Annotated in this window: 20 protein-coding genes; 10 read left to right on the top strand and 10 right to left on the bottom strand. The window is 62.2% G+C overall.

Annotated elements, in window-relative coordinates:
• Window positions 1-5 precede the first annotated feature (5 nt).
• Window positions 6-1,103, top strand: a complete 1,098-nt coding sequence (locus tag V3W39_RS25230) for an amino acid ABC transporter permease (protein WP_177040790.1) — start codon at window positions 6-8, stop codon at window positions 1,101-1,103.
• A 10-nt stretch (window positions 1,104-1,113) separates the two neighbouring features.
• A complete protein-coding gene (locus tag V3W39_RS25225; protein WP_003171943.1) occupies window positions 1,114-1,878 on the top strand; it encodes an amino acid ABC transporter ATP-binding protein in 765 nt (254 codons plus the stop codon).
• Window positions 1,879-1,931: 53 nt separating this feature from the next.
• Here the strand turns inward: V3W39_RS25225 and V3W39_RS25220 are convergent, their stop codons facing one another.
• Both V3W39_RS25220 and V3W39_RS25215 read right to left on the bottom strand, forming a co-directional pair.
• Complete coding sequence (locus tag V3W39_RS25220; protein WP_330213545.1) at window positions 1,932-2,417, bottom strand: type II toxin-antitoxin system MqsA family antitoxin; 486 nt, start codon at window positions 2,415-2,417, stop codon at window positions 1,932-1,934.
• Window positions 2,414-2,725: a type II toxin-antitoxin system MqsR family toxin gene (locus V3W39_RS25215; RefSeq protein WP_177040787.1), complete on the bottom strand. Its 312-nt coding sequence runs from the start codon at window positions 2,723-2,725 to the stop codon at window positions 2,414-2,416. Before V3W39_RS25215 ends, V3W39_RS25220 begins: the two co-directional genes overlap by 4 nt.
• A gap of 159 nt (window positions 2,726-2,884) precedes the next feature.
• On the opposite strand from V3W39_RS25215, the gene V3W39_RS25210 reads away from it, so the two are divergent.
• Both V3W39_RS25210 and V3W39_RS25205 read left to right on the top strand, forming a co-directional pair.
• Entirely contained in the window at window positions 2,885-3,544 is a 660-nt protein-coding gene (locus tag V3W39_RS25210) for a FadR/GntR family transcriptional regulator (protein WP_177079953.1), read from the top strand.
• On the top strand, window positions 3,534-4,814 hold the full coding sequence (locus V3W39_RS25205) for a CynX/NimT family MFS transporter (protein WP_177079952.1): 1,281 nt from the start codon (window positions 3,534-3,536) through the stop codon (window positions 4,812-4,814). Before V3W39_RS25210 ends, V3W39_RS25205 begins: the two co-directional genes overlap by 11 nt.
• Here V3W39_RS25205 and V3W39_RS25200 read toward each other — a convergent pair.
• The 8 genes from V3W39_RS25200 to V3W39_RS25165 all read right to left on the bottom strand — a co-directional run bounded on the left by V3W39_RS25200 (window position 4,811) and on the right by V3W39_RS25165 (window position 12,547).
• Window positions 4,811-5,461 (bottom strand): DUF1120 domain-containing protein, encoded by a 651-nt coding sequence (locus V3W39_RS25200; protein ID WP_259198199.1) that lies wholly within the window; start codon window positions 5,459-5,461, stop codon window positions 4,811-4,813. The genes V3W39_RS25205 and V3W39_RS25200 overlap by 4 nt on opposite strands.
• A 21-nt stretch (window positions 5,462-5,482) precedes the next feature.
• The gene (locus V3W39_RS25195; RefSeq protein ID WP_330213544.1) at window positions 5,483-6,604 is read right to left on the bottom strand and encodes a DUF1120 domain-containing protein; all 1,122 of its coding nucleotides are present in this window, start codon (window positions 6,602-6,604) and stop codon (window positions 5,483-5,485) included.
• Between the two features lie 11 nt (window positions 6,605-6,615).
• On the bottom strand, window positions 6,616-9,078 hold the full coding sequence (locus V3W39_RS25190; RefSeq protein WP_442968427.1) for a fimbria/pilus outer membrane usher protein: 2,463 nt from the start codon (window positions 9,076-9,078) through the stop codon (window positions 6,616-6,618).
• 71 nt (window positions 9,079-9,149) lie between these two features.
• Window positions 9,150-9,869, bottom strand: coding sequence for a fimbria/pilus chaperone family protein (locus tag V3W39_RS25185; protein WP_177040773.1), 720 nt, complete (start codon window positions 9,867-9,869; stop codon window positions 9,150-9,152).
• 22 nt (window positions 9,870-9,891) lie between these two features.
• On the bottom strand, window positions 9,892-10,518 hold the full coding sequence (locus V3W39_RS25180) for a DUF1120 domain-containing protein (RefSeq protein WP_177040771.1): 627 nt from the start codon (window positions 10,516-10,518) through the stop codon (window positions 9,892-9,894).
• Between the two features lie 86 nt (window positions 10,519-10,604).
• Complete coding sequence (locus V3W39_RS25175) at window positions 10,605-11,237, bottom strand: DUF1120 domain-containing protein (RefSeq protein ID WP_330213543.1); 633 nt, start codon at window positions 11,235-11,237, stop codon at window positions 10,605-10,607.
• Window positions 11,238-11,266: 29 nt separating this feature from the next.
• A complete protein-coding gene (locus V3W39_RS25170) occupies window positions 11,267-11,881 on the bottom strand; it encodes a DUF1120 domain-containing protein (RefSeq protein ID WP_330213542.1) in 615 nt (204 codons plus the stop codon).
• A gap of 45 nt (window positions 11,882-11,926) precedes the next feature.
• Window positions 11,927-12,547: a DUF1120 domain-containing protein gene (locus V3W39_RS25165; RefSeq protein WP_330213541.1), complete on the bottom strand. Its 621-nt coding sequence runs from the start codon at window positions 12,545-12,547 to the stop codon at window positions 11,927-11,929.
• 332 nt (window positions 12,548-12,879) lie between these two features.
• On the opposite strand from V3W39_RS25165, the gene V3W39_RS25160 reads away from it, so the two are divergent.
• From V3W39_RS25160 to V3W39_RS25135, 6 genes are all read left to right on the top strand, one after another.
• Window positions 12,880-13,668 (top strand): response regulator, encoded by a 789-nt coding sequence (locus V3W39_RS25160; protein ID WP_259198215.1) that lies wholly within the window; start codon window positions 12,880-12,882, stop codon window positions 13,666-13,668.
• Window positions 13,669-13,866: 198 nt separating this feature from the next.
• On the top strand, window positions 13,867-14,502 hold the full coding sequence (locus V3W39_RS25155; protein WP_330213540.1) for a response regulator transcription factor: 636 nt from the start codon (window positions 13,867-13,869) through the stop codon (window positions 14,500-14,502).
• A 98-nt stretch (window positions 14,503-14,600) separates the two neighbouring features.
• Window positions 14,601-15,071 (top strand): nuclear transport factor 2 family protein, encoded by a 471-nt coding sequence (locus tag V3W39_RS25150; protein ID WP_177040759.1) that lies wholly within the window; start codon window positions 14,601-14,603, stop codon window positions 15,069-15,071.
• A gap of 36 nt (window positions 15,072-15,107) precedes the next feature.
• Complete coding sequence (locus tag V3W39_RS25145) at window positions 15,108-15,383, top strand: GIY-YIG nuclease family protein (RefSeq protein WP_177040757.1); 276 nt, start codon at window positions 15,108-15,110, stop codon at window positions 15,381-15,383.
• Window positions 15,384-15,458: 75 nt separating this feature from the next.
• Window positions 15,459-16,394 (top strand): glutathione S-transferase family protein, encoded by a 936-nt coding sequence (locus V3W39_RS25140; protein ID WP_330213539.1) that lies wholly within the window; start codon window positions 15,459-15,461, stop codon window positions 16,392-16,394.
• Window positions 16,395-16,504: 110 nt separating this feature from the next.
• Window positions 16,505-18,931, top strand: a complete 2,427-nt coding sequence (locus V3W39_RS25135; RefSeq protein WP_330213538.1) for a TonB-dependent siderophore receptor — start codon at window positions 16,505-16,507, stop codon at window positions 18,929-18,931.
• Window positions 18,932-18,953 lie beyond the last annotated feature (22 nt).

Below are 18,953 nucleotides of genomic sequence, written 5' to 3'. Positions count from 1 at the left end.
CCTGCATGAGTACGCATACTTTCAAACCTGATATGCCGCCACCGAGCAAAGTGTTCGGGCCGATGGCATGGATGCGCGCCAACCTGTTTTCCAGCTGGCTCAACACCCTGCTGACGCTGTTGGCGTTTTACCTGATCTACCTGGTCGTGCCGCCGATCCTGCACTGGGCGATTCTCGATGCGAACTGGGTCGGCACCACCCGTGCCGACTGCACCAAGGAAGGCGCGTGCTGGGTGTTTATCCAACAGCGCTTCGGGCAGTTCATGTACGGCTACTACCCAGGCGACCTGCGCTGGCGCGTGGACCTGACCGTGTGGCTGGCCATCGTGGGCGTGGCGCCGTTGTTCATCTCGCGCTTTACCCGCAAGGCGGTCTACGGCCTGAGCTTCTTGGTGGTGTACCCGATCGTTGCCTACTTCCTGCTCCACGGCGGGATCTTCGGCATGACCAACGTGGCGACCAGCCAATGGGGCGGCTTGATGCTGACCCTGGTGATCGCCACCGTCGGCATCGCCGGCGCCTTGCCGCTGGGCATTGTGCTGGCGCTGGGGCGGCGTTCGAACATGCCCGCCATTCGTGTGGTCTGCGTGACCTTCATCGAGTTCTGGCGTGGTGTGCCGTTGATCACGGTGCTGTTCATGTCGTCGGTGATGTTGCCGCTGTTCCTGCCGGAAGGCATGGGCATCGACAAGCTGCTGCGGGCGTTGATCGGCGTGATCCTGTTCCAGTCGGCCTACGTGGCTGAAGTGGTGCGCGGTGGCTTGCAGGCGATTCCCAAGGGGCAGTACGAAGCTGCCGCCGCGATGGGCCTGGGCTACTGGCGCAGCATGGGCCTGGTGATTCTGCCGCAAGCCCTGAAGATGGTGATCCCGGGCATCGTCAACACGTTTATCGCGTTGTTCAAGGACACCAGCCTCGTGATCATCATCGGCCTGTTCGACCTGCTCAACAGCGTCAAGCAAGCCGCCGCCGACCCGAAATGGTTGGGCATGGCCACTGAAGGCTACGTGTTCGCCGCCCTGGTGTTCTGGATTTTCTGTTTTGGTATGTCCCGCTATTCCATTCATTTGGAACACAAGCTGGACACAGGCCACAAGCGTTAGGAGTTTTGTGATGAGTGAAGCGATCAAACAGCCTGTGAGCCCTGAAGGCATTATTCAGATGCAGGGCGTCAACAAGTGGTACGGCCAGTTCCACGTGTTGAAAGACATCAACCTGAACGTCAAGCAGGGCGAGCGTATCGTGCTGTGCGGCCCGTCGGGTTCCGGCAAGTCCACCACCATCCGCTGCCTCAACCGCCTGGAAGAGCACCAGCAGGGCCGCATCGTGGTCGATGGCGTGGAGCTGACCAACGACCTCAAGCAGATCGAAGCGATCCGCCGCGAAGTCGGCATGGTGTTCCAGCACTTCAACCTGTTCCCGCACCTGACCATCCTGCAGAACTGCACGCTGGCTCCGATGTGGGTACGCAAGATGCCCAAGCGCAAGGCCGAAGAAATCGCCATGCATTACCTTGAGCGCGTGCGTATTCCGGAGCAGGCCCACAAGTTTCCGGGGCAACTGTCCGGCGGCCAGCAACAGCGCGTGGCGATTGCCCGTGCGCTGTGCATGAAACCGAAAATCATGCTGTTCGATGAGCCGACTTCGGCACTCGACCCGGAGATGGTGAAGGAAGTTCTCGACACCATGATCGGCCTGGCCGAAGACGGCATGACCATGCTCTGCGTGACCCACGAAATGGGCTTTGCCCGCACCGTGGCCAACCGCGTGATCTTCATGGACAAGGGCGAGATCGTGGAGCAGGCAGCGCCGAATGACTTCTTCGACAACCCGCAGAATGATCGGACCAAGTTGTTCTTGAGCCAGATTTTGCATTGATGCGGGAGTAACGCTTAAAAATAAACCCGGCCTTGTGCCGGGTTTTTTGCGGTTCAGGCCACCGTAAGACTTTCATGCTCCTTGTGCTCGGTATATTTAAACGCTCCTCGCAGATCGGCACCTTCGGCCAGGGCCTTTGCGTCAGCGAGCAAATGCGGGTAACGATCCAGGAGGCGCATCAGCAGCATCAATGCCTTGGGCGGAAGAATCTCGCCGCGCTCGTAACGCGAAAATGCGTTGTGCCCGCCACCGGACAGCAGTTGCACGGTTTCTTTTTGCGTAAGGTGTAGTTTGCGACGGATACGCTTCATCTCGGCGCCGATCATTTGCCGGGCGGCGATAACCAGTTCATCGCCGGCTTGCCCGTGGCGCTCCGAACTTTCGGGATCCCATTCGATTTCTCCGCACTTCTGGCACTCCCAACCAGAAAGATTATCGACACGGCGCTCCATGCCCTTGACGCTCATGGTTTCGCCGCGCCCTTCGAAATGTGTCACGCCCTCACGCGCGCCGCAGCTGAAACATTGCTGGGTTTTCATGGGTTTTTCTCCTTGAAGGAGATTACGGGTGGGCCGCCGGCAGGGCGGTACGTCACCTTTATATAAATCTCCAGATCTTGTGAGTTCGTGTGGTACACGTCCTGCCACACTCGATGGTCTTCATAGGTGGTCATCGATTTGTACAACAGCTTGGTTTGCAGTTCGAAAATGACTGCCTGCATCTCTTCAATAGTCAGGCCCATATCCTGGCCGGTCCTTCCTGCGGTATTGGTAAATGCTTTCTTCCCAAGCCGCCTGACATCCGCCTTTATCACCGCCAAATCGTAATGAGGTGTGTACTTTTCCATAAGACACCTGAAGCCGAAATTACCCTCTAAGGGTAATTTTATCAATCGGAAATCCCGCTCCTTTTGTTACCCAATCAACCCTAGTGCGTTGCCCTTGTAGGCAAGTCTGACTACCATGTAGGAAAATTCATCCTATGATTGGATGAAAGGACGAAACCCATGACAGACATCGCACCCCTGATAAAACGCTCCCTCGTCGACCAGGCTCTGGACCAGTTGCGCCAACGCATCACCCAAGGCGTATGGGCCATCGGCGAGCGCCTGCCCACCGAGCCCGAGTTGTCTGCCGAGCTGGGCATAAGCCGCAACACCGTGCGTGAAGCCATGCGGGTGTTGGCGTTTTCCGGGTTGATCGAGATCCGCCAGGGCGACGGCAGCTACCTGCGCTCCATGACCGACCCGTTGGGCGCGATGAAAGCCTTGTCCCACTGCACCCTGGCCCAGGCCCAGGAGACACGGCAGATTCTTGAAGTCGAGGCCAGCGGCCTGGCAGCGTTACGGCGCACCGATGCAGACCTGGTCGCCCTGCGCGAAGCATTGAAAACCAGCGCCGAGCATTACCACGGCGACCTGGAGCACTACATCAGCTGCGACCTGGTGTTCCACAAACGCCTGGTGGACGCGGCCCACAACCCGGCCTTGAGCGAGCTGTACCAGTACTTCTCCAGCATCGTCGGCGCGCAACTGCGCCAGACCCTGAACATCCAGCCCCGTCGGCAAGCGGTGTTCGATTTGCACGGCGCCTTGCTCGATGCCGTAGAGCAACAGGACCCGGAACGCGCCAAGGCCCTGTCCCGGCAGTTGATCAATGAACCTTGAACCCGAGAACCTCATGCCCCGTTCAGAAAATGCCCTTGAAGAACTGCTGATCGACGCTGAAGCCGATGACGACGAGGTGCAGCACAGCCCGCCGGCGGTGAGTCGCCCGTGGCTGTTGCTGCTGGGCCTGATTCTGGTGGCGTTGAACCTGCGTCCGGCGCTGTCGAGCATGTCGCCGCTGTTGGCGGAAGTTTCCAGCAGCCTCGGTTTGTCGGCGGCAAAGGCCGGCCTGCTGACCACCTTGCCCGTGCTTTGCCTGGGCCTGTTTGCGCCGTTGGCACCGATCCTGGCCCGACGTTTTGGCGCCGAGCGGGTGGTACTGGGGATCCTGTTGACCCTGGCGGGCGGCATTATCCTGCGCAGTTCTTTCGGTGAAGCCGGGCTGTTCGCCGGCAGCCTGTTGGCCGGCGCCAGCATCGGTATTATCGGCGTGCTGCTGCCGGGCATCGTCAAGCGCGACTTCGCCAAACAGGCGGGCACCATGACCGGCGTGTACACCATGGCCCTGTGCCTGGGCGCGGCGCTGGCGGCGGGTTCCACGGTGCCGCTGAGTCATTACTTCGGCGACAGCTGGAACATCGGCCTGGGCTTCTGGATTCTCCCGGCGTTGGTCGCCGCGCTGTTCTGGCTGCCGCAGGTCGGCCAGAAGCATGGCGCGCACCATGTGGCTTATCGGGTGAAGGGTTTATTGCGTGACCCGCTGGCCTGGCAGGTGACCTTGTACATGGGCCTGCAATCGTCCCTGGCCTACATCGTGTTTGGCTGGTTGCCGTCGATTCTCATTGGCCGTGGCCTCACCGCCACCCAGGCCGGCCTGGTGCTCTCCGGCTCGGTGATCGTGCAACTGGCCAGTTCCCTGGCCGCACCGTGGCTGGCGACACGCGGCAAGGATCAGCGTCTGGCCATCGTGGTGGTGATGGTGCTGACGCTGGGCGGCCTGTTCGGTTGCCTGTATGCGCCGCTGGACGGTTTGTGGGGCTGGGCGATTCTGCTGGGCCTGGGCCAGGGCGGTACGTTCAGCCTGGCGCTGACCCTGATTGTGCTGCGCTCGCGGGATTCCCATGTGGCGGCCAACCTGTCGAGCATGGCCCAGGGTATCGGTTATACCCTGGCGTCCATGGGGCCGTTTGCAGTCGGCCTGGTGCACGACTGGACGGGTGGCTGGGGCGCCACCGGCTGGATTTTCGCGGTGATCGGCCTGGGCGCCATCGTGGCCGGCCTGGGCGCCGGGCGCGCGCGGTATGTGGCGGTGACCAGCGAGAAGGTCTAGAGGTAGAGCACTTCCAGGGTGCTGGAGCCGTCCATGTAGACCTCGCTGCTGAGGTCCAGGTTGCGCTTGGCGGCGATCACCGTCTGTACCTTGACGATGCTGATCAGATTTTGAATCGCCGCTGGCCCGCTCGTACTGCCGACGGTGTCGGTAAACCCCAGGTAGCTGCGGGCGCCGATGTCGATCGGGTTGCTGTTGGCGCTGCGCCAGGCCACGCCGCCAGTGGTGGATTCGGTGCCATACACCTGGGCCAGGCTGTCGGTCATGGTTTGCGCCGGGTCGAAGCTCAGGTAGTACAGGCCGATCTTGTTGCCGCTTTTATCCAGCCCCAGTCCGTAGTAGATCTCGCTGTTGACGTTGGCCGAACCGTCGCGATTGTCGTGCATGCGCAGGGCGAAACGGATGGGGCCGTTGCAACTGATGTTCACGTTCAGGTTCTGGATCGGCAGGCGGGTGCCGGTGTCGCTGTTCAGGTCTTGCTGGGAAATCTTGCCGTAATCGATCACCCCGGCGCTCGACAGCCCCGGGGTGCAGGCGCTGGGGGTGATCAACCCGGTGACTGCAAACTCGGTGCGGGAGGCCGCGAACGTCGCAGTGCTGAAGGCCAGCAGTGAAAGAGTGGCGAGGGAAAGCAGGCATGTGTTCATCACAGTGTCCTTTGCGGGTGGTTAGAGGTAGAGAATTTCAATCGTGCCCGAGCCGTCGAGCAGTACTTCGGTGCTCAGGTCCAGGGTGTTCATCGGCGCCAGAATGGCCCTGACGCTGATCTGCCCGTTCAGGTTCTGGATCGCCGTGGGGCCGGCGTGGCTGCCGGGTGTGTCGGTGAACCCCAGCAGGCTGTTGCTGCCGATGGGAATCGGGTAGGCGCTGGAGCTGCTCCAGGCCACGCCGTTGGTGGTGGAGTCGGTGCGGTACACCTGGGGCAGGGTGTCGGCCTGCAGGTCGAAGGGGTCGAAGTAGAGGTAGTAACGGCCGATGTTATTGCGGCTGTTATCCACCCCCAGGCCGTAGGCAGTTTCGTCGGTGCCGCCGGTGGCGGTGCCGTTGCGGTTGTCTTGCATGCGCAGGGTAAAACGCGTCGGCCCGTCGCAACCGATGTTCAACATCAGGTTGCGTGAAGCCAGAGCGTTTTCCTTGTCGGCGTTCAGGCTCTTGGCCCACATGCGGCCAAAATCGACGATGCCGCCGTTGGACAAGTTGGCGGTGCAGGCGGCCGGGGCGAAGCCGGCTTGCAGGGTCAACTCCCGCGCCTGGCCGGTGGCCACTGCGTCGAACAGCCCGGAGGTCTCCCAGGTCACGGCATCGCGTACCAGAGTGGCATCGGCCTGGGCCCAGGCATTGACCAGTAGTTGCACGGAAAACGCGCTGCCGGTTGCTGGCACGCCATCGCGTAACGGCACGATGCCCTGGTCCGGGCGCCAGGCGAGGACGTTGGCCCGCGTGCCTGGCGCCTGGCCCTGGCCGGCAATCAGGCCCAATTCCACGGCCTGGCCATCCAGCACCGCGTCGCTCACCTGCACCTCGTAGCTGCCTCGGTCGGTAAAGCGAAACCGCTCGCCGTGGCCGGCCAATGCCCGGTAAAACAGGCTCATGTCGCTGGGTTGCGGGCAGTTGATCGTCAAACTCAGGCGCCGCTCCCCCAGTAGGGTTTCAGCGCTCGGTGCACGGTGGATCGTGCGGTTCATCACGCCGAAATCCAGGCGTGACTCGCTGAGGTTCAGACGGCAATCTTCGGCCTGGGCCACGGGCAGGGCGCCGAGGGCCAGGGCTGCCAGCAATAGTCGGTTCATCACAGAGTTCCTCATGGCGCCAGGCATCGGGCAGGGGCGGTTTCGAAATACACCTGCGGGTCGGCTTTTTCCGGCAGCGCAAAGTTCAGCTCACAGCGTTGGGTGCCGGGTGCCTTGACCCACAAGCGACGCGGGTCCAGCACGTTGGGCAAAAAGACCTGGCTGCCTTCCTGCACCAGGGTCACGAACTCGCCGTCGGCGGTGCTCACCGTGGCGCCGCGGGGCAGGGGCGCGCCGTGGTCGGTGGTCACCGTCAGCAGGGCGCGACGGGTCATGGCCACGCCGAACTCGACGCGGTCCACCGCGCCGCGCCCGGCCGAAATCACCGCCAGGCCATTGCTGATGTCGGCGTTGCGCGGCAACGAGCGGGTTTGCACTTCCACCGGGCTGCGGCCATAGGCGGCCACTTGCGAGACCACCGCCTGGCCCTGGCCATCGGTCCAGACCGGGCCGCTTGGGGTGCTGAGTTTGATCCCGGGCATGTCGCCCACGGACACCAGGGCGAAGGTATCGCGCACCGGGTACGGCGAGAAGGTCACGCCGTCACTGTGAGCGACGATCCCGCCCCGGATGCCGCCCTGGTAACTGGAGCGTTCGGCGTCCGAGCGGCTGTAGTTGAGGTCCAGTTGGGCGTAGCGCGGCAGGTAGGAAACGCCCAGGGTCGATTCCACCTGGTGATCGCGGCTGTCGTGTTCGGCGCTGACCCGGTAACTCAATTGATCATCGACCTGTTCGCTCACCCCCAGCCCGATGCGGTGTTCGCCGCCGGAGTTGCGCACCCAGGCCCGGCCCCGGCGGGTTTCCCCCAGGGGCACGCTGAGGCTCAGGTACACCGCGTTCTCATCGTTGCGTTGGCCACTGACTTGCCATTCGGCGCTGGCTGACAGCGACACGCCGCGCACACTGGTGCCCCAGGAGGCGAGGGCGCGGCTGCTGTCCCGGCCGTCGAAGGTGTTGGTGCGCGAGATGCCGGCGTTGAAGGCGCCGAGCCAGGGATGCGCCCAGCCCAAGGACAGGCTTTGCTGGTCACGGTAACGCGAACGACGGGCGTCGTTGTCCCGAGGTTCATAGGCGGTGTCCTGCAGTTCCCGGTAGCCCTCGGTGCGATGGGACGTGCCAGCGGTGATCGACCATTGCTGCCCCAGGCGCTGGGACAGTGACAGGTCGGTCTGTACCCCGCGTTCGTGCGGGTGGGTCTGGGTGTCGGCGAGTTGGGTCGCCAGTTGCAACTGGCCGTTCGGCCATGGCAGCAGCCCCAGGCTGGCGCCCGTCGCACGATAATCCTCGGCCATCAGCGCACCGGCACTCAGGCTGAGCCGGGGGCTCAATGGGCCGGTCCATCCGGCGCTGACAACCCACGGATCCTCGCCGCGGGTGTTGCCAATATTGCGCACCCGCCCGGCGCCCACTGAATACCCCGGCGCGGGCAAGCCAATGCCGAGCATGACCGCCGGTACGGTGAAGCGGCGCTCCTCGCCGGTGCTTTCCTTGACGGTCACCTCGACGTCGGAGCGGGCGTTCAGGCGCCGCACATCGGTCAACGAGAACGGGCCGGCGGGCACCACCGTGGAATGGATCAGCGCGCCGTTCTGCCGCACCTCGACCTGCGCCGGGCTGTTGGCGATGCCGTTGATGGTTGCGCCCTGTGCCTGGTCTTGCAGCGCCTGTTCGGTGAACACCTGCGCCCCGGTGATCTGCGCCGAGGCCAGTACCGGGTTATAGAGGTTGATCTGCCCGGCCTGCAACACGGCTTGTTGTTCGGCAAAGGTACGCTGGGCGTACGCTTCCAGGTGCGTGCTGCTCGAACGGGAATCCTGCCAGGTCTGCACCTGGCGGCTGCGTACGATCCAGTCGCCGGCATTGAACCCCACCTCGGTGTTGGCCGAGCCGAACCGGCTGGCGTCATCGCCATAACGGTTGTACAGCCCACTCACGTCATAGTTGAGCAGCCCGGCAAAACCGCCGGTTTCATAGCCCGACAGCTCCCGTTGCCGAGGGCGCAGGGACTCGGTGGGCACCACCAGGGTGATGCTCAGGCTGGCCGGATCCTGCTCCACCACGGTTTGCGGGTATTCGCCGAGAAAGTCATGGCAGCCGCTGTCGCCCAGCGGTGCCGGCACCACCAGGTCGCCGGCGTCGAGCAAGGCACGGTCGAAGCACAGCGCGCCCTGGCGGTCGAACTGCGCGTCGACCCGACCCCGGCGCTGGCCGTTGACCGTCAGGCTTACGGCGTGCCGGCCACTGGTGTAGCTCGGCGCGTCCAGCAGCAGGTAGGCCAGTTCCGGATCGATGCCGCGTTGGTGCAGGGTTTGCGGGTCAAACGCCTGGCCCGGTGGCGAACCCTCGGCCCAGGCGGGGCTCAACAGCAGTGCATTGGCCAGCGGCAGGGCGGCGCAGGCCAGCCGCCTGCCGAAAAGACGATGAGGAAAACCGGGCACGGCTTCGCCAGCCGGGTCAGTGGTGACTGTGTTCACGTAAGGCACTCAAGTTATGGAAGCCTGCGGTGGGCGGGCTTCCCGGTGACGGTCACTGGGCTGTCACTTCGTTATTGGGCGTTTTCTGCGATGACGGGCGCTTCAAAGGCGGCGACGGCAAAGCCGTAGACGGTCGCCGGCTGCATCCGCACCGAACTCGCAGGGCCGGGCGGTGCTTTGATGCTCAGGGTCTCGCCGGGCAGGATGTAGGTGCGCGGCAGCACGGCCTTGCCGTTGCCCGGCAGCAGGTGCAGTTCCTGGGCCATGCGCACCACGTATTTGGTGTCGTTCGCCACCTTCAGGTGGCCGTTGCCCAGTGACCAGGCCAGGCCTGTCCATGGTGTGCGGTTGGGCGCCAGGCCCTTGGGGTGGATGATCACCGGCAGGTTCTGGCGCACCGTCACGCCCACCCGCGCATGCCCGCTGGGCACTGCGGCGCGGTCCTTGGGCATGCCTTCGAAAATCACCCGCTTCAGGCGTTGGGTCTGCAGCGGTTCGCGGTTCTGCAAAATGAAGCGCACCAATTGACTCTTGTCGGCTTCGACCCGGGCCAGGGGCGGGGTGACAAACAGCAGCGGTTCGGTGTCTTCCGGTACGTCTTCAAGGGTGACGTGCAACAGGGCGAGCTTGCCGTCGGTGTTGGTCACCGACACTGAAGCTTCACCGTCGGCCTCGTTGACAATCACCACCGAGGTGTCGGGCACCATGCCGTCGGCGTGTGCCCGGGCGCTCAGCAAGCAGCCCATGGCCAGGCTGGCGAGCACGCGGCTCAAGGTTGGGTAAGTCTTCATGACGCAGTTCCTAAAAGGCTGATTACAGGTAACGCAAATCCAGCACCAGTGAGCCGTCGAGGGGCACCTCCTGCTTTAGGCTGAGGCGGTTCGCTGGCTGGATGGTGGTGTCTGCGCGGATGCGCGTGGTCAGGCTGACGATGGGTTCGGGAAACGGCCGGCCGGGCCGGGCAAAACCCATCAGGGTCTTGGGGTGAATTTCGGACTGCGGCACCCAGTTGCTGCCCTGGTTTTTTGACACCAGCGCCTGCATGGCCTGGCCGTCGCCCTGGGCGCTTTCGAACGCCAGGCCGACCCAGCCCAGGTGTTCGCTGGTGGCATGGGGGTTTTTCCCCAGGCCGTAGTCGGTGTCGGGTGTAGGCGATGAGTCGGCCCGGCTGTCCATGCCGATCAAGGCAAACAGCATCGGCCCACTGCAGTTGATATCCACATCCAGCCACTCGCTGGGCAATGTCGTTGGCGTATCGGGGTTCAGGCGGTGGACCGGGATTTTGCCGTGGTCGATCAGGCCGCTGCCGGACAAACCGACGGTGCATGAACTGGGGGTGACGAGGCCGGAGACGGTCATGTCGCTGGCGGTACTGGCCAAAACAGTGGAGCTGGTGTTGAGCACTAACAGCGCCGCGCTAAGGCGTAGGTATCCGTTCATCGTTCGCTTCTCGGTGCAGGTAACGAACCTCGCAGTCAGAGGCGAGGTCCCAGGGGCGCCGGTCCATGGCATGTACATCGGTGGGCTTACAGGTACTTGACTTCGAAGGTGGCGGAGCCGTCGATTGGGTGTTCGTCGCTCAAATCCAGGCTGTCCGCGCGGACGATGAACGCGTTGACTTCCAGGTTGGTGATCAGTTGCTGGATCGGGATGGGCAACCACACGCCGGTGGACCGGTCACCAAACGCCGCCAGATCCGTTGGGCCTATGTCGGAGTCCTCATACAGGCTCATCCAGGTAGTTCCGTTGTCCTGGGACTGCAGCGGGGTGGTGGCGACGCTATCAGCCGTGGCGCTGTTGAGGCGTAATCCATAGCCCCCCAACTTCTGGTTACCGTTGATCAGGCCCAGGCCATAAATGAATGTGTAGGGCGAGGAACCTACCCGATTGTCGGTGCCCTTGACGGCGTACAGGGTCTTGCCGTCGCAGGTGATTTGCAGCTGCAAGGTGGTCTTGGGCAATTCGGTGTAGGTGGTGAGGTTGAGGTCCTTGGCCGAGATCTTTCCGTAATCCACCACGCCGTTGCCCGACAGGTTCGGCTCGCAGGCATTGGGGGTGATTACGCCTTTGACGATCAGCTCCACCGTGGACGCTGCCATGGCGGATGCGCTCGTGCCCAGCAGCACCAGCGCTGCCAGGGCGTTTCGGGTTGTGTTCATGTGTTGCACATTCCTTTGGGAAAAGGGGCTTACAGGTACTTCATTTGCAAGGTTGCATGACCGTCCATGGGGATTTCATCGAGCACGGTCAGGCGGTCGGTGCCATCGATCGCGGTGTACAGCTGCATGTCGGCGTCAAACCGGGTGATGGCGATCGGAGTGGTGCTGGTACCTGCGGCGGCGATGGCCGTCAGGGTGAAGAAACTCAGCATGCTGGAGGGGACCCAACTGGCGCCGCCGTCCGTGGAGTTGAGTGTTCTGACTGGGGCGCCGTCAGCGACCGGATTGCGCAGGTGAAAGGAGACGCTCCCGAGTTTTTCGTTGCTGGGCGTCATGCCCAGGCCGTGCCGGTATTGATTGATGGACGAACCGGCACGGTTATCAATGGTGTCGAGTGCGAGCATGGTTGGGCCTTCGCACTGGATGCTCAGTCGCAAGAACTGTGGCGGCAATGAAGTGGGCTGCTCCGGGTTGAGCTCCTTGGCCGTCATCTTTCCGTAGTCCACCACACCTCCACTGGAGACCACGGGGTCGCAGGCACTGGGCGTGATGATGCCTTGAACGGTGAGTTCGGTTTTGCTGATTGCCAGCGCCGTGGGCGCAAGCAGCAGGGTGGCGAGAAAGACAACGGACGAGGAATTCATAAGCGGGCTAAACCTTTGGTTGCAGTGGCAATGACGTTGGGCGGGTTACAGGTACATCACTTCGATAGTGGCCGAGCCTTCGAAGTTGACTTCGTTGCTCAGGTCCAGCCCGTCGGCGCGATTGATGTAGCCGTCGTATTGCAGTTCCGTGATCAGTTGCTGCGTAGGGCGCGGAGTGGAGGTACCTGTAAGCGCTGCCACAGAAAGCCAGGCGAGCCTCTGAAAGGTAGTTCCCTGCGTCCAAGATGTTCCGCTATCAACGGACAGGATGTTTCTCACTGCCTCACCGTCGGCCAACGACGTGTTCAGGTTCAAGTTATAGCCGCCGATTTTTTGTGTGCCGTCGGTCATTTGAAGGGTGAATACGTTGTCTGCTGACGATGGGTCATTTCGGTTGTCGGTGGCCTTGAGGGCGAACGCAGTCTGCGCATCACAGGTCACGGTCATTTGCAGCAAGGCGGACGGAAGTTGGGTGGGCGTGGTCTGATTCAGATCTTTGGCCGACATCTTGCCGTGATCGATCACGCCACCGCCGGACAGGGTCGGGGTGCAGGCATTCGGGGTGATGATGCCCTTGACGGTGAGGTCTACCGTGCTGGCCGCGTAAGCGGAGGACGTGCCTGCGATCAACAGGGTGCTGGCAAGGGCGATCAGGTGCTTGTTCATGGTGTGTTTCCAGGTCTCGGTCAACTGACACAGGCGCGTCATTGCGGCGGCGGGAAGGCCGGCGCGCTGAGCGTTGGGTCAGTGCGGATAGTTGCCCGCCACATGTAAATGGCGGGGTTGCCCGTTTGGGCTGGGGCGCAATTTAGCGGTCGGGTGGGAGGGGGGAAATACAACAAATACGAGAATCGGAAGGGCCAGAAGAAAGCGATTTTTATCCGGTCGGAATAGGTGATTGCGGATGTAGGAAAGTTTGTCTTCTCGTAGTTCTTGTATAGCTATGTATGTATCCGTATGGATAGATTCTCCTGCTATGCACCGATATAGAGGTGGCCATGAGGCCAAGGGATCCCGTATCCGGGAGTCGTTCCCCCGCGCACTGGCAGCATTTGAAGGTATTGGTGGTTGAAGACCACCCCACCTACCGCACATTGATGAGCTTGTTTTTGCAGAAGTTCGGGCTGCTTCACGAGGTGGTCTGCAATGGGCAGTTGGCGTTGAACGCCTGTGTCCTGAGCCATTTCGACCTGGTGATCAGTGACTGCCGGATGCCGGTGATGGATGGCTACCGCATGGCACGGGAGATCAGGCGGCGTGAACGCGCAGGCGGTTGCCGGCGCGTGCCGATCATTGCCCTGACCGCCAACCCGGGCCCGGATGATTTTCGGCGTTGCGAGGAGGCGGGCATGGATGCCTGGCTGCCCAAGCCGTTGACCCTTGATCAATTGCGTAGCGTGCTGGAGCAATGGTTGCCGCCGCCCGGCGTGGGTGTCGACCCGTACTCGCCGCCGGTGCAATCCCCTTGGCCAACCCGCGCCGACCTGATCGCCACCTTCGGCGATGAGCAGATGGTCAACCAGATGTTGCACAGCTTGCGCGCTGAAGCGGATGCGGATTTTGCCGGGCTGGCCCGCGCCTGCCATTTGCTGGACCGGGCTGCCGCGATCGAGTGCCTGCACCGACTGGTGGGTGGCCTGGTGTTTCTGGGGGGCGTCGATCTCGATACCCGCGCCGTGAAACTGATCGAGCAAGTGCGCGATCACGGCATTGCGCTCAACCAACGGGAGCTTCAACAGTTTGAAAAGGACGTGATGGCTTATCTGCGGTATTTGACAGATTTATGACGAATGAGCTGAATCCGTAGGGCGTATTACCAAGGTTTGTAGCTTTTTTTTGTAGGTGTATTCCTTTTGTTTTGTAGGGTTAAGTCCATCCTCTAAAAGACACTGGGCCGGGGTGAAAACCGACGTTGGGGCAGCGGTTGTTGCCCGGGCCGGACGGGGGTATTTTTTTAAATCAATTTGCCATCAGTCTGGATTTCTATGCTTCGCGTAATTATTGCTGACGACCATCCGATCGTTCGAGTTGGCCAGCGGGTGGTGATAGAGGCCAACGGCCGGTGCAAGGTGGTGGGAGAGGCCAACGGGCCGGACGAGCTGCTCAAGCTGTTGAATGCCATGCCCTGCGATGTGCTGGTGACGGACTTTGCCATGCCGGGCAATCAACAGGCCGACGGCTATGTGTTGCTGGGCCTGCTGCAGCGCCAGTACCCCGATGTGCCGGTAATCCTGGTGACGATGTTTGCCAATGTTGCCACCTTGCGTGCCTCCTTCGCCCAGGGCGCCCGGGCTATTGTCGCCAAGAGCGCTTCGGCCAAGGAACTGCCCATGGCCATCAAGGCCATCAGCGAGGGCAAGACCTTTGTCAGTGAAAACCTGCGTCTGCAGTTGGACCTGGCCGGTACTGGCGACCAGTCGCAAACGCCGCAATTGTCCGGCAAGGAGCGCGAAGTGGTGCGCCTGCTGGCCAGCGGCATGACCGTCAGCCAGATTGCTGCGCGGCTCAATCGCAGCATCTCCACCATCAGCAAACAGAAAAGCACGGCCATGAACCGCCTGTGTATCTCCACCGATGTGGACTTGTTTGCCTATGCTCGCAGCAGCGGGATGGTTCCCTGATGTGTGGGATGGGATATTCCTGGCGTTAATGCCAGTAGTGTTCCCGGGCCTTGGGGATTATCGTACCGGCCATCCAACCCCTTTTGCGGAACCAGCCCATGAGCGATGCCCATAACGCCCTGATCACCGAGTTCTACAGTGCCTTCCAGCGCCTTGATGCCGAGGCCATGAGCGCCTGCTACACCGACGACGTGGTGTTCAGCGACCCGGCGTTCGGCGAGTTGCGCGGGCGTGATGCCGGCGACATGTGGCGCATGCTCACCACCCGGGCCAAGGATTTTTCCCTGACCTTCGACAGTGTGCGCAGCGACGAAATCACCGGCGGCGCGCACTGGGTGGCGACCTACCTGTTCAGCGCCACCGGCAATACCGTGGTCAACGACATCCAGGCGCGCTTTGTGTTTCGCGACGGCAAGATCTGCGAGCACCACGATCATTTCGACCTGTGGCGCTGGTCGCGCCAGGCATTGGGCACCAAAGGCCTGTTGCTGGGCTGGACACCGCTGGTGAAAAACGCCGTGCGCGCCCAGGCGCTGAAAGGGTTGAAGGCGTTCCAGGCCAGTCGTTGATAAGATTGGCGCTCCTTTGGTTTGCCGAATTGATCCGTGACGACTCCCTCCGAAACCAAGCCCTGGTTTGTGTACCTGGTGCGCGCCGCCAATGGCTCGCTCTATTGCGGTATCAGCAATGACCCGGTGCGCCGCTTTGCCTCTCACCAAAGTGGCAAGGGCGCACGGTTTTTTCTTTCGAGCCCGGCGGTGGCGCTGGTGTACACCGAAGCATGCACCAGCAAGGCCGAGGCATTGCGCCAGGAACGGCTGATCAAGAAGCTGAAGAAAAGCGCCAAGGAGTGCCTGGCGGCGATCGGCCCATCAATTTGACTGATAGGTTCCCATGCGCGCCTTCGCCGGGTTTGCAGGCTAAGCTGGACGCTCACTCATTGAGCGGAGCCTGGCATGTCTGAGTTGATCCTCCACCACTACCCGCAATCCCCGTTTGCTGAAAAAGCCCGCCTGCTGCTGGGATTCAAAGGGCTGTCCTGGCGTTCGGTGCATATCTCGCCGGTGATGCCCAAGCCTGACTTGACCGCCCTCACCGGTGGCTATCGCAAGACCCCGGTGCTGCAGGTCGGCGCCGATATCTACTGCGACACCGCGCTGATCGCCCGCCGCCTGGAGCAGGAAAAGTCCGCGCCGGCCCTGTTTCCCCAGGGCCTGGAGCTGGTCAGCCAAAGCTTCGCCGCCTGGGCGGATTCGACGGTGTTCGCTCATGCAGTGAGCCTGGTGTTCCAGCCGGAGTCCCTGGCGGTGAAGTTCGCCAAAGTGCCGCCGGAAATGATCCAGGTGCTGGTGGCCGATCGCAGCAAGTTGTTCAGCGGCGGCACGGCCACCCGTGTGCAACTGGATCAGGCCAAGCATCAATGGCCGGTGATCATCGGCCGTATCAACCAGCAGTTGCAGCACCAGCAGGGCGACTTCCTGTTTGGCGAACCGTCGATTGCCGACTTCGCCCTGGCCCACCCGCTGTGGTTCCTCATGGGGTCGCCGGTAACCTCGCCGCTGGTGGAAGCCTATCCCGCTGTAGCCGCCTGGTTGGGCCGGGTGTTGGGTTTCGGCCATGGCACGTCGAGCCAGATGAGCGCCGAGCAAGCCCTGGAAGTTGCGCGTAACGCCACACCCGCCAACCTGCCGGAAGAAATCTTCGAAGACCCGAACGGCTTCAAGCCCGGCCAGCAAGTGACCATCAGCGCCACCGACTACGGCACCGATCCGGTGGCCGGGGAGTTGCTGTTTGCCGGGCGTGAAGAGCTGATTCTGCGGCGCACCGATGAACGCGCCGGCACCGTGCATGTGCACGTTCCGCGCTTCGGATTTCGGATCCAACCGGCGTGACTGAAATTATTTTCAAATCGGTGTGAGGTAAACCTGTCGGCCATCCGTGCAGTGCTTGAAACTGCGATTAATTCGCATTAACAGCTTTTTTACACACGGGTTCTCACAGCATGAAGTCCAGGGCAACGTCGGCGGGTTCGGTTAAACAGTGGCTGGGAGCCTCGGTATTGGCGGTTTCGGGGCTGGCGCTGCTGCCCTTGGGCGTGGCGCAGGCGGCTGACGCGCAGCAACAGAGCACGGTGTTCAACTTTGCCCTGGCCGCCAAGCCGCTGCCTCAGGCCTTGAGCGATTTCACCCGGGTGACCGGTATCAGCGTGGTCTACACCGACGAGGCACCCTACGCCATCAAGGCCCCGGCCATCAGCGGGCAGATGAGCGCGACCCAGGCCATGCAGCGCTTGCTGGGCAATTCCGGCTTTACCTTTCGCCAGATCGACGCCCGCACCCTGGCCCTGGAGCCGCTGCCCACCGAAGGCGCCCTGAACCTCGGCGCCACCACCATCAACGGCGCCGCCCAGGCCTCGGATACCACCAGTTATCAGCCGCCGCCTACCAGCTCGGTCATGCGTTCCCACGGCCTGCTGCTGGAAACCCCGCAAACCGTCAACGTGGTGCCGGCCCAGGTGATGCGCGATCAACAGCCGCGCAACCTCGACGACGCCCTGACCAACATCAGCGGCATTACCCAGGCCAACACCCTGGGCAGCACCCAGGACGCGGTGATGCTGCGCGGTTTTGGCGACAACCGTAACGGTTCGATCATGCAGGACGGTATGCCGCTGGTTCAGGGCCGGGCACTGAACTCCACCGCCGAGCGCGTCGAAGTGCTCAAGGGCCCGTCGTCGTTGCTGTACGGCATCCAGGACCCGGGCGGCGTGGTGAATATCGTCAGCAAGAAACCCGAGCTGATCCAGTCCACCTCGCTGACCGTGCGCGGCTCGACCTTTGGTGACGGCAAGAACGGCAGCGGCGGCAACCTCGACACCACCGGCCCCATCGGTGACAGCGGGTTGGCGTACCGTTTGATTGTCGACCATGAAGACGAAGACTACTGGCGCAACTACGGCACCCACCGCGAGAGCCTGATTGCGCCGTCGCTGGCCTGGTATGGCGACAGCACCAAGTTGTTGTTTGCCTATGAGCATCGGGAGTTTCTCTCGCCGTTTGACCGTGGCACCGCCATCGACCCCAAGACCAACCACCCGCTGAATATCCCGTCGACTCGCCGTCTCGATGAGCCCTTCAACAATATGGAAGGCCGCTCCGACCTGTACCGCTTCGAAGCCGATCACGACCTGAACGACGACTGGAAAGCCCACTTCGGCTACAGCTGGAACCGCGAGACCTACGACGCCAGCCAGGTGCGTGTGGTCAAGGTCAACGCCAATGGCACCCTGACCCGCAGCATGGACGGCACCCAGGGCGCACTGACCACCGACCGCTTCGCCACCGCCAGTCTTGAAGGCAAGGTCAACGTCGCGGGCATGCAGCACGACCTGACCTTCGGCCTGGATGACGAGTACCGCAAGATCTACCGCGCCGACCTGATCCGCCAGTCGCCCCGTGGCACGTTCAACTACAACGACCCGGTCTACGGCAATGAAGTGGCGGGCACCACCGTCAGCGCCCCCGACAGCAACCAGACCGACCTGCTGCGCAGCGACTCGCTGTTTATGCAGGACGCGATCCACCTCACCGACCAGTGGATTCTGGTAGGTGGCGCGCGTTATCAGATGTACGACCAATACGCCGGCAAGGGCATCCCGTTCACCGCCAACACCAACGGCAATGGCCAGAAGTGGGTGCCCCGCGTCGGCCTGGTGTACCGCTATACCGACGAACTTTCGTTCTACGGCAGCTACACCGAGTCGTTCAAACCCAACTCCACCATCGCGCCACTGGCCAACAAAACGATACTGGATGGCAGCCTTGAACCGGAGCAGTCGAAGTCCTGGGAGTTGGGGACCAAGCTCGATATACCGGGCCGCATCACCGCCAGCGCCGCCCTGTTCAACATCGAAAAACGCAACGTGCTGGTGCAGGTGGGCGATGGCCTGACCTCGGTCTACAGCGTCGCCGGCAAGGTGCGCTCCCGCGGCCTGGAACTGGATGCCAGCGGTCAGCTGACGGACAAGTGGAGTGTGATCGGCAGCTATGCCTACACCGATGCGGTCGTCACCGAAGACCCGGAGCTGAAGGGCAACCGCCTGCAAAACGTCGCGAAAAACACCGGCTCGCTGTCGGCGGTGTATGACTTCGGCAGCATCCTTGGCGGTGACCAATTACGGGTCGGTGCCGGTGCACGTTATGTCGGCGAGCGCTCGGGCGATGCGGCCAACAGTTTCGACCTGCCGGGTTACACCGTGGCCGATGCGTTTGCCACCTATGACACCAAGGTCGACGGGCAGAAGGTCAAGTTCCAGCTCAACGTGAAGAACCTGTTTGACCGCACCTATTACACCTCCGCGGTGAACACCCAATTCGTCTCCATTGGCGATGCGCGACAGGTGTCGGTGTCCAGTACGCTGAGCTTCTGAATTCGGCGACAGCTTATGGCGA

It is taken from the genome of Pseudomonas sp. Z18(2022) (assembly GCF_036346535.1).
Classification (GTDB): domain Bacteria; phylum Pseudomonadota; class Gammaproteobacteria; order Pseudomonadales; family Pseudomonadaceae; genus Aquipseudomonas; species Aquipseudomonas yamanorum_A.
The sequence above is the reverse complement of the archived record's forward strand: the minus strand, read 5'-3'. Positions and strand labels throughout refer to the sequence as shown.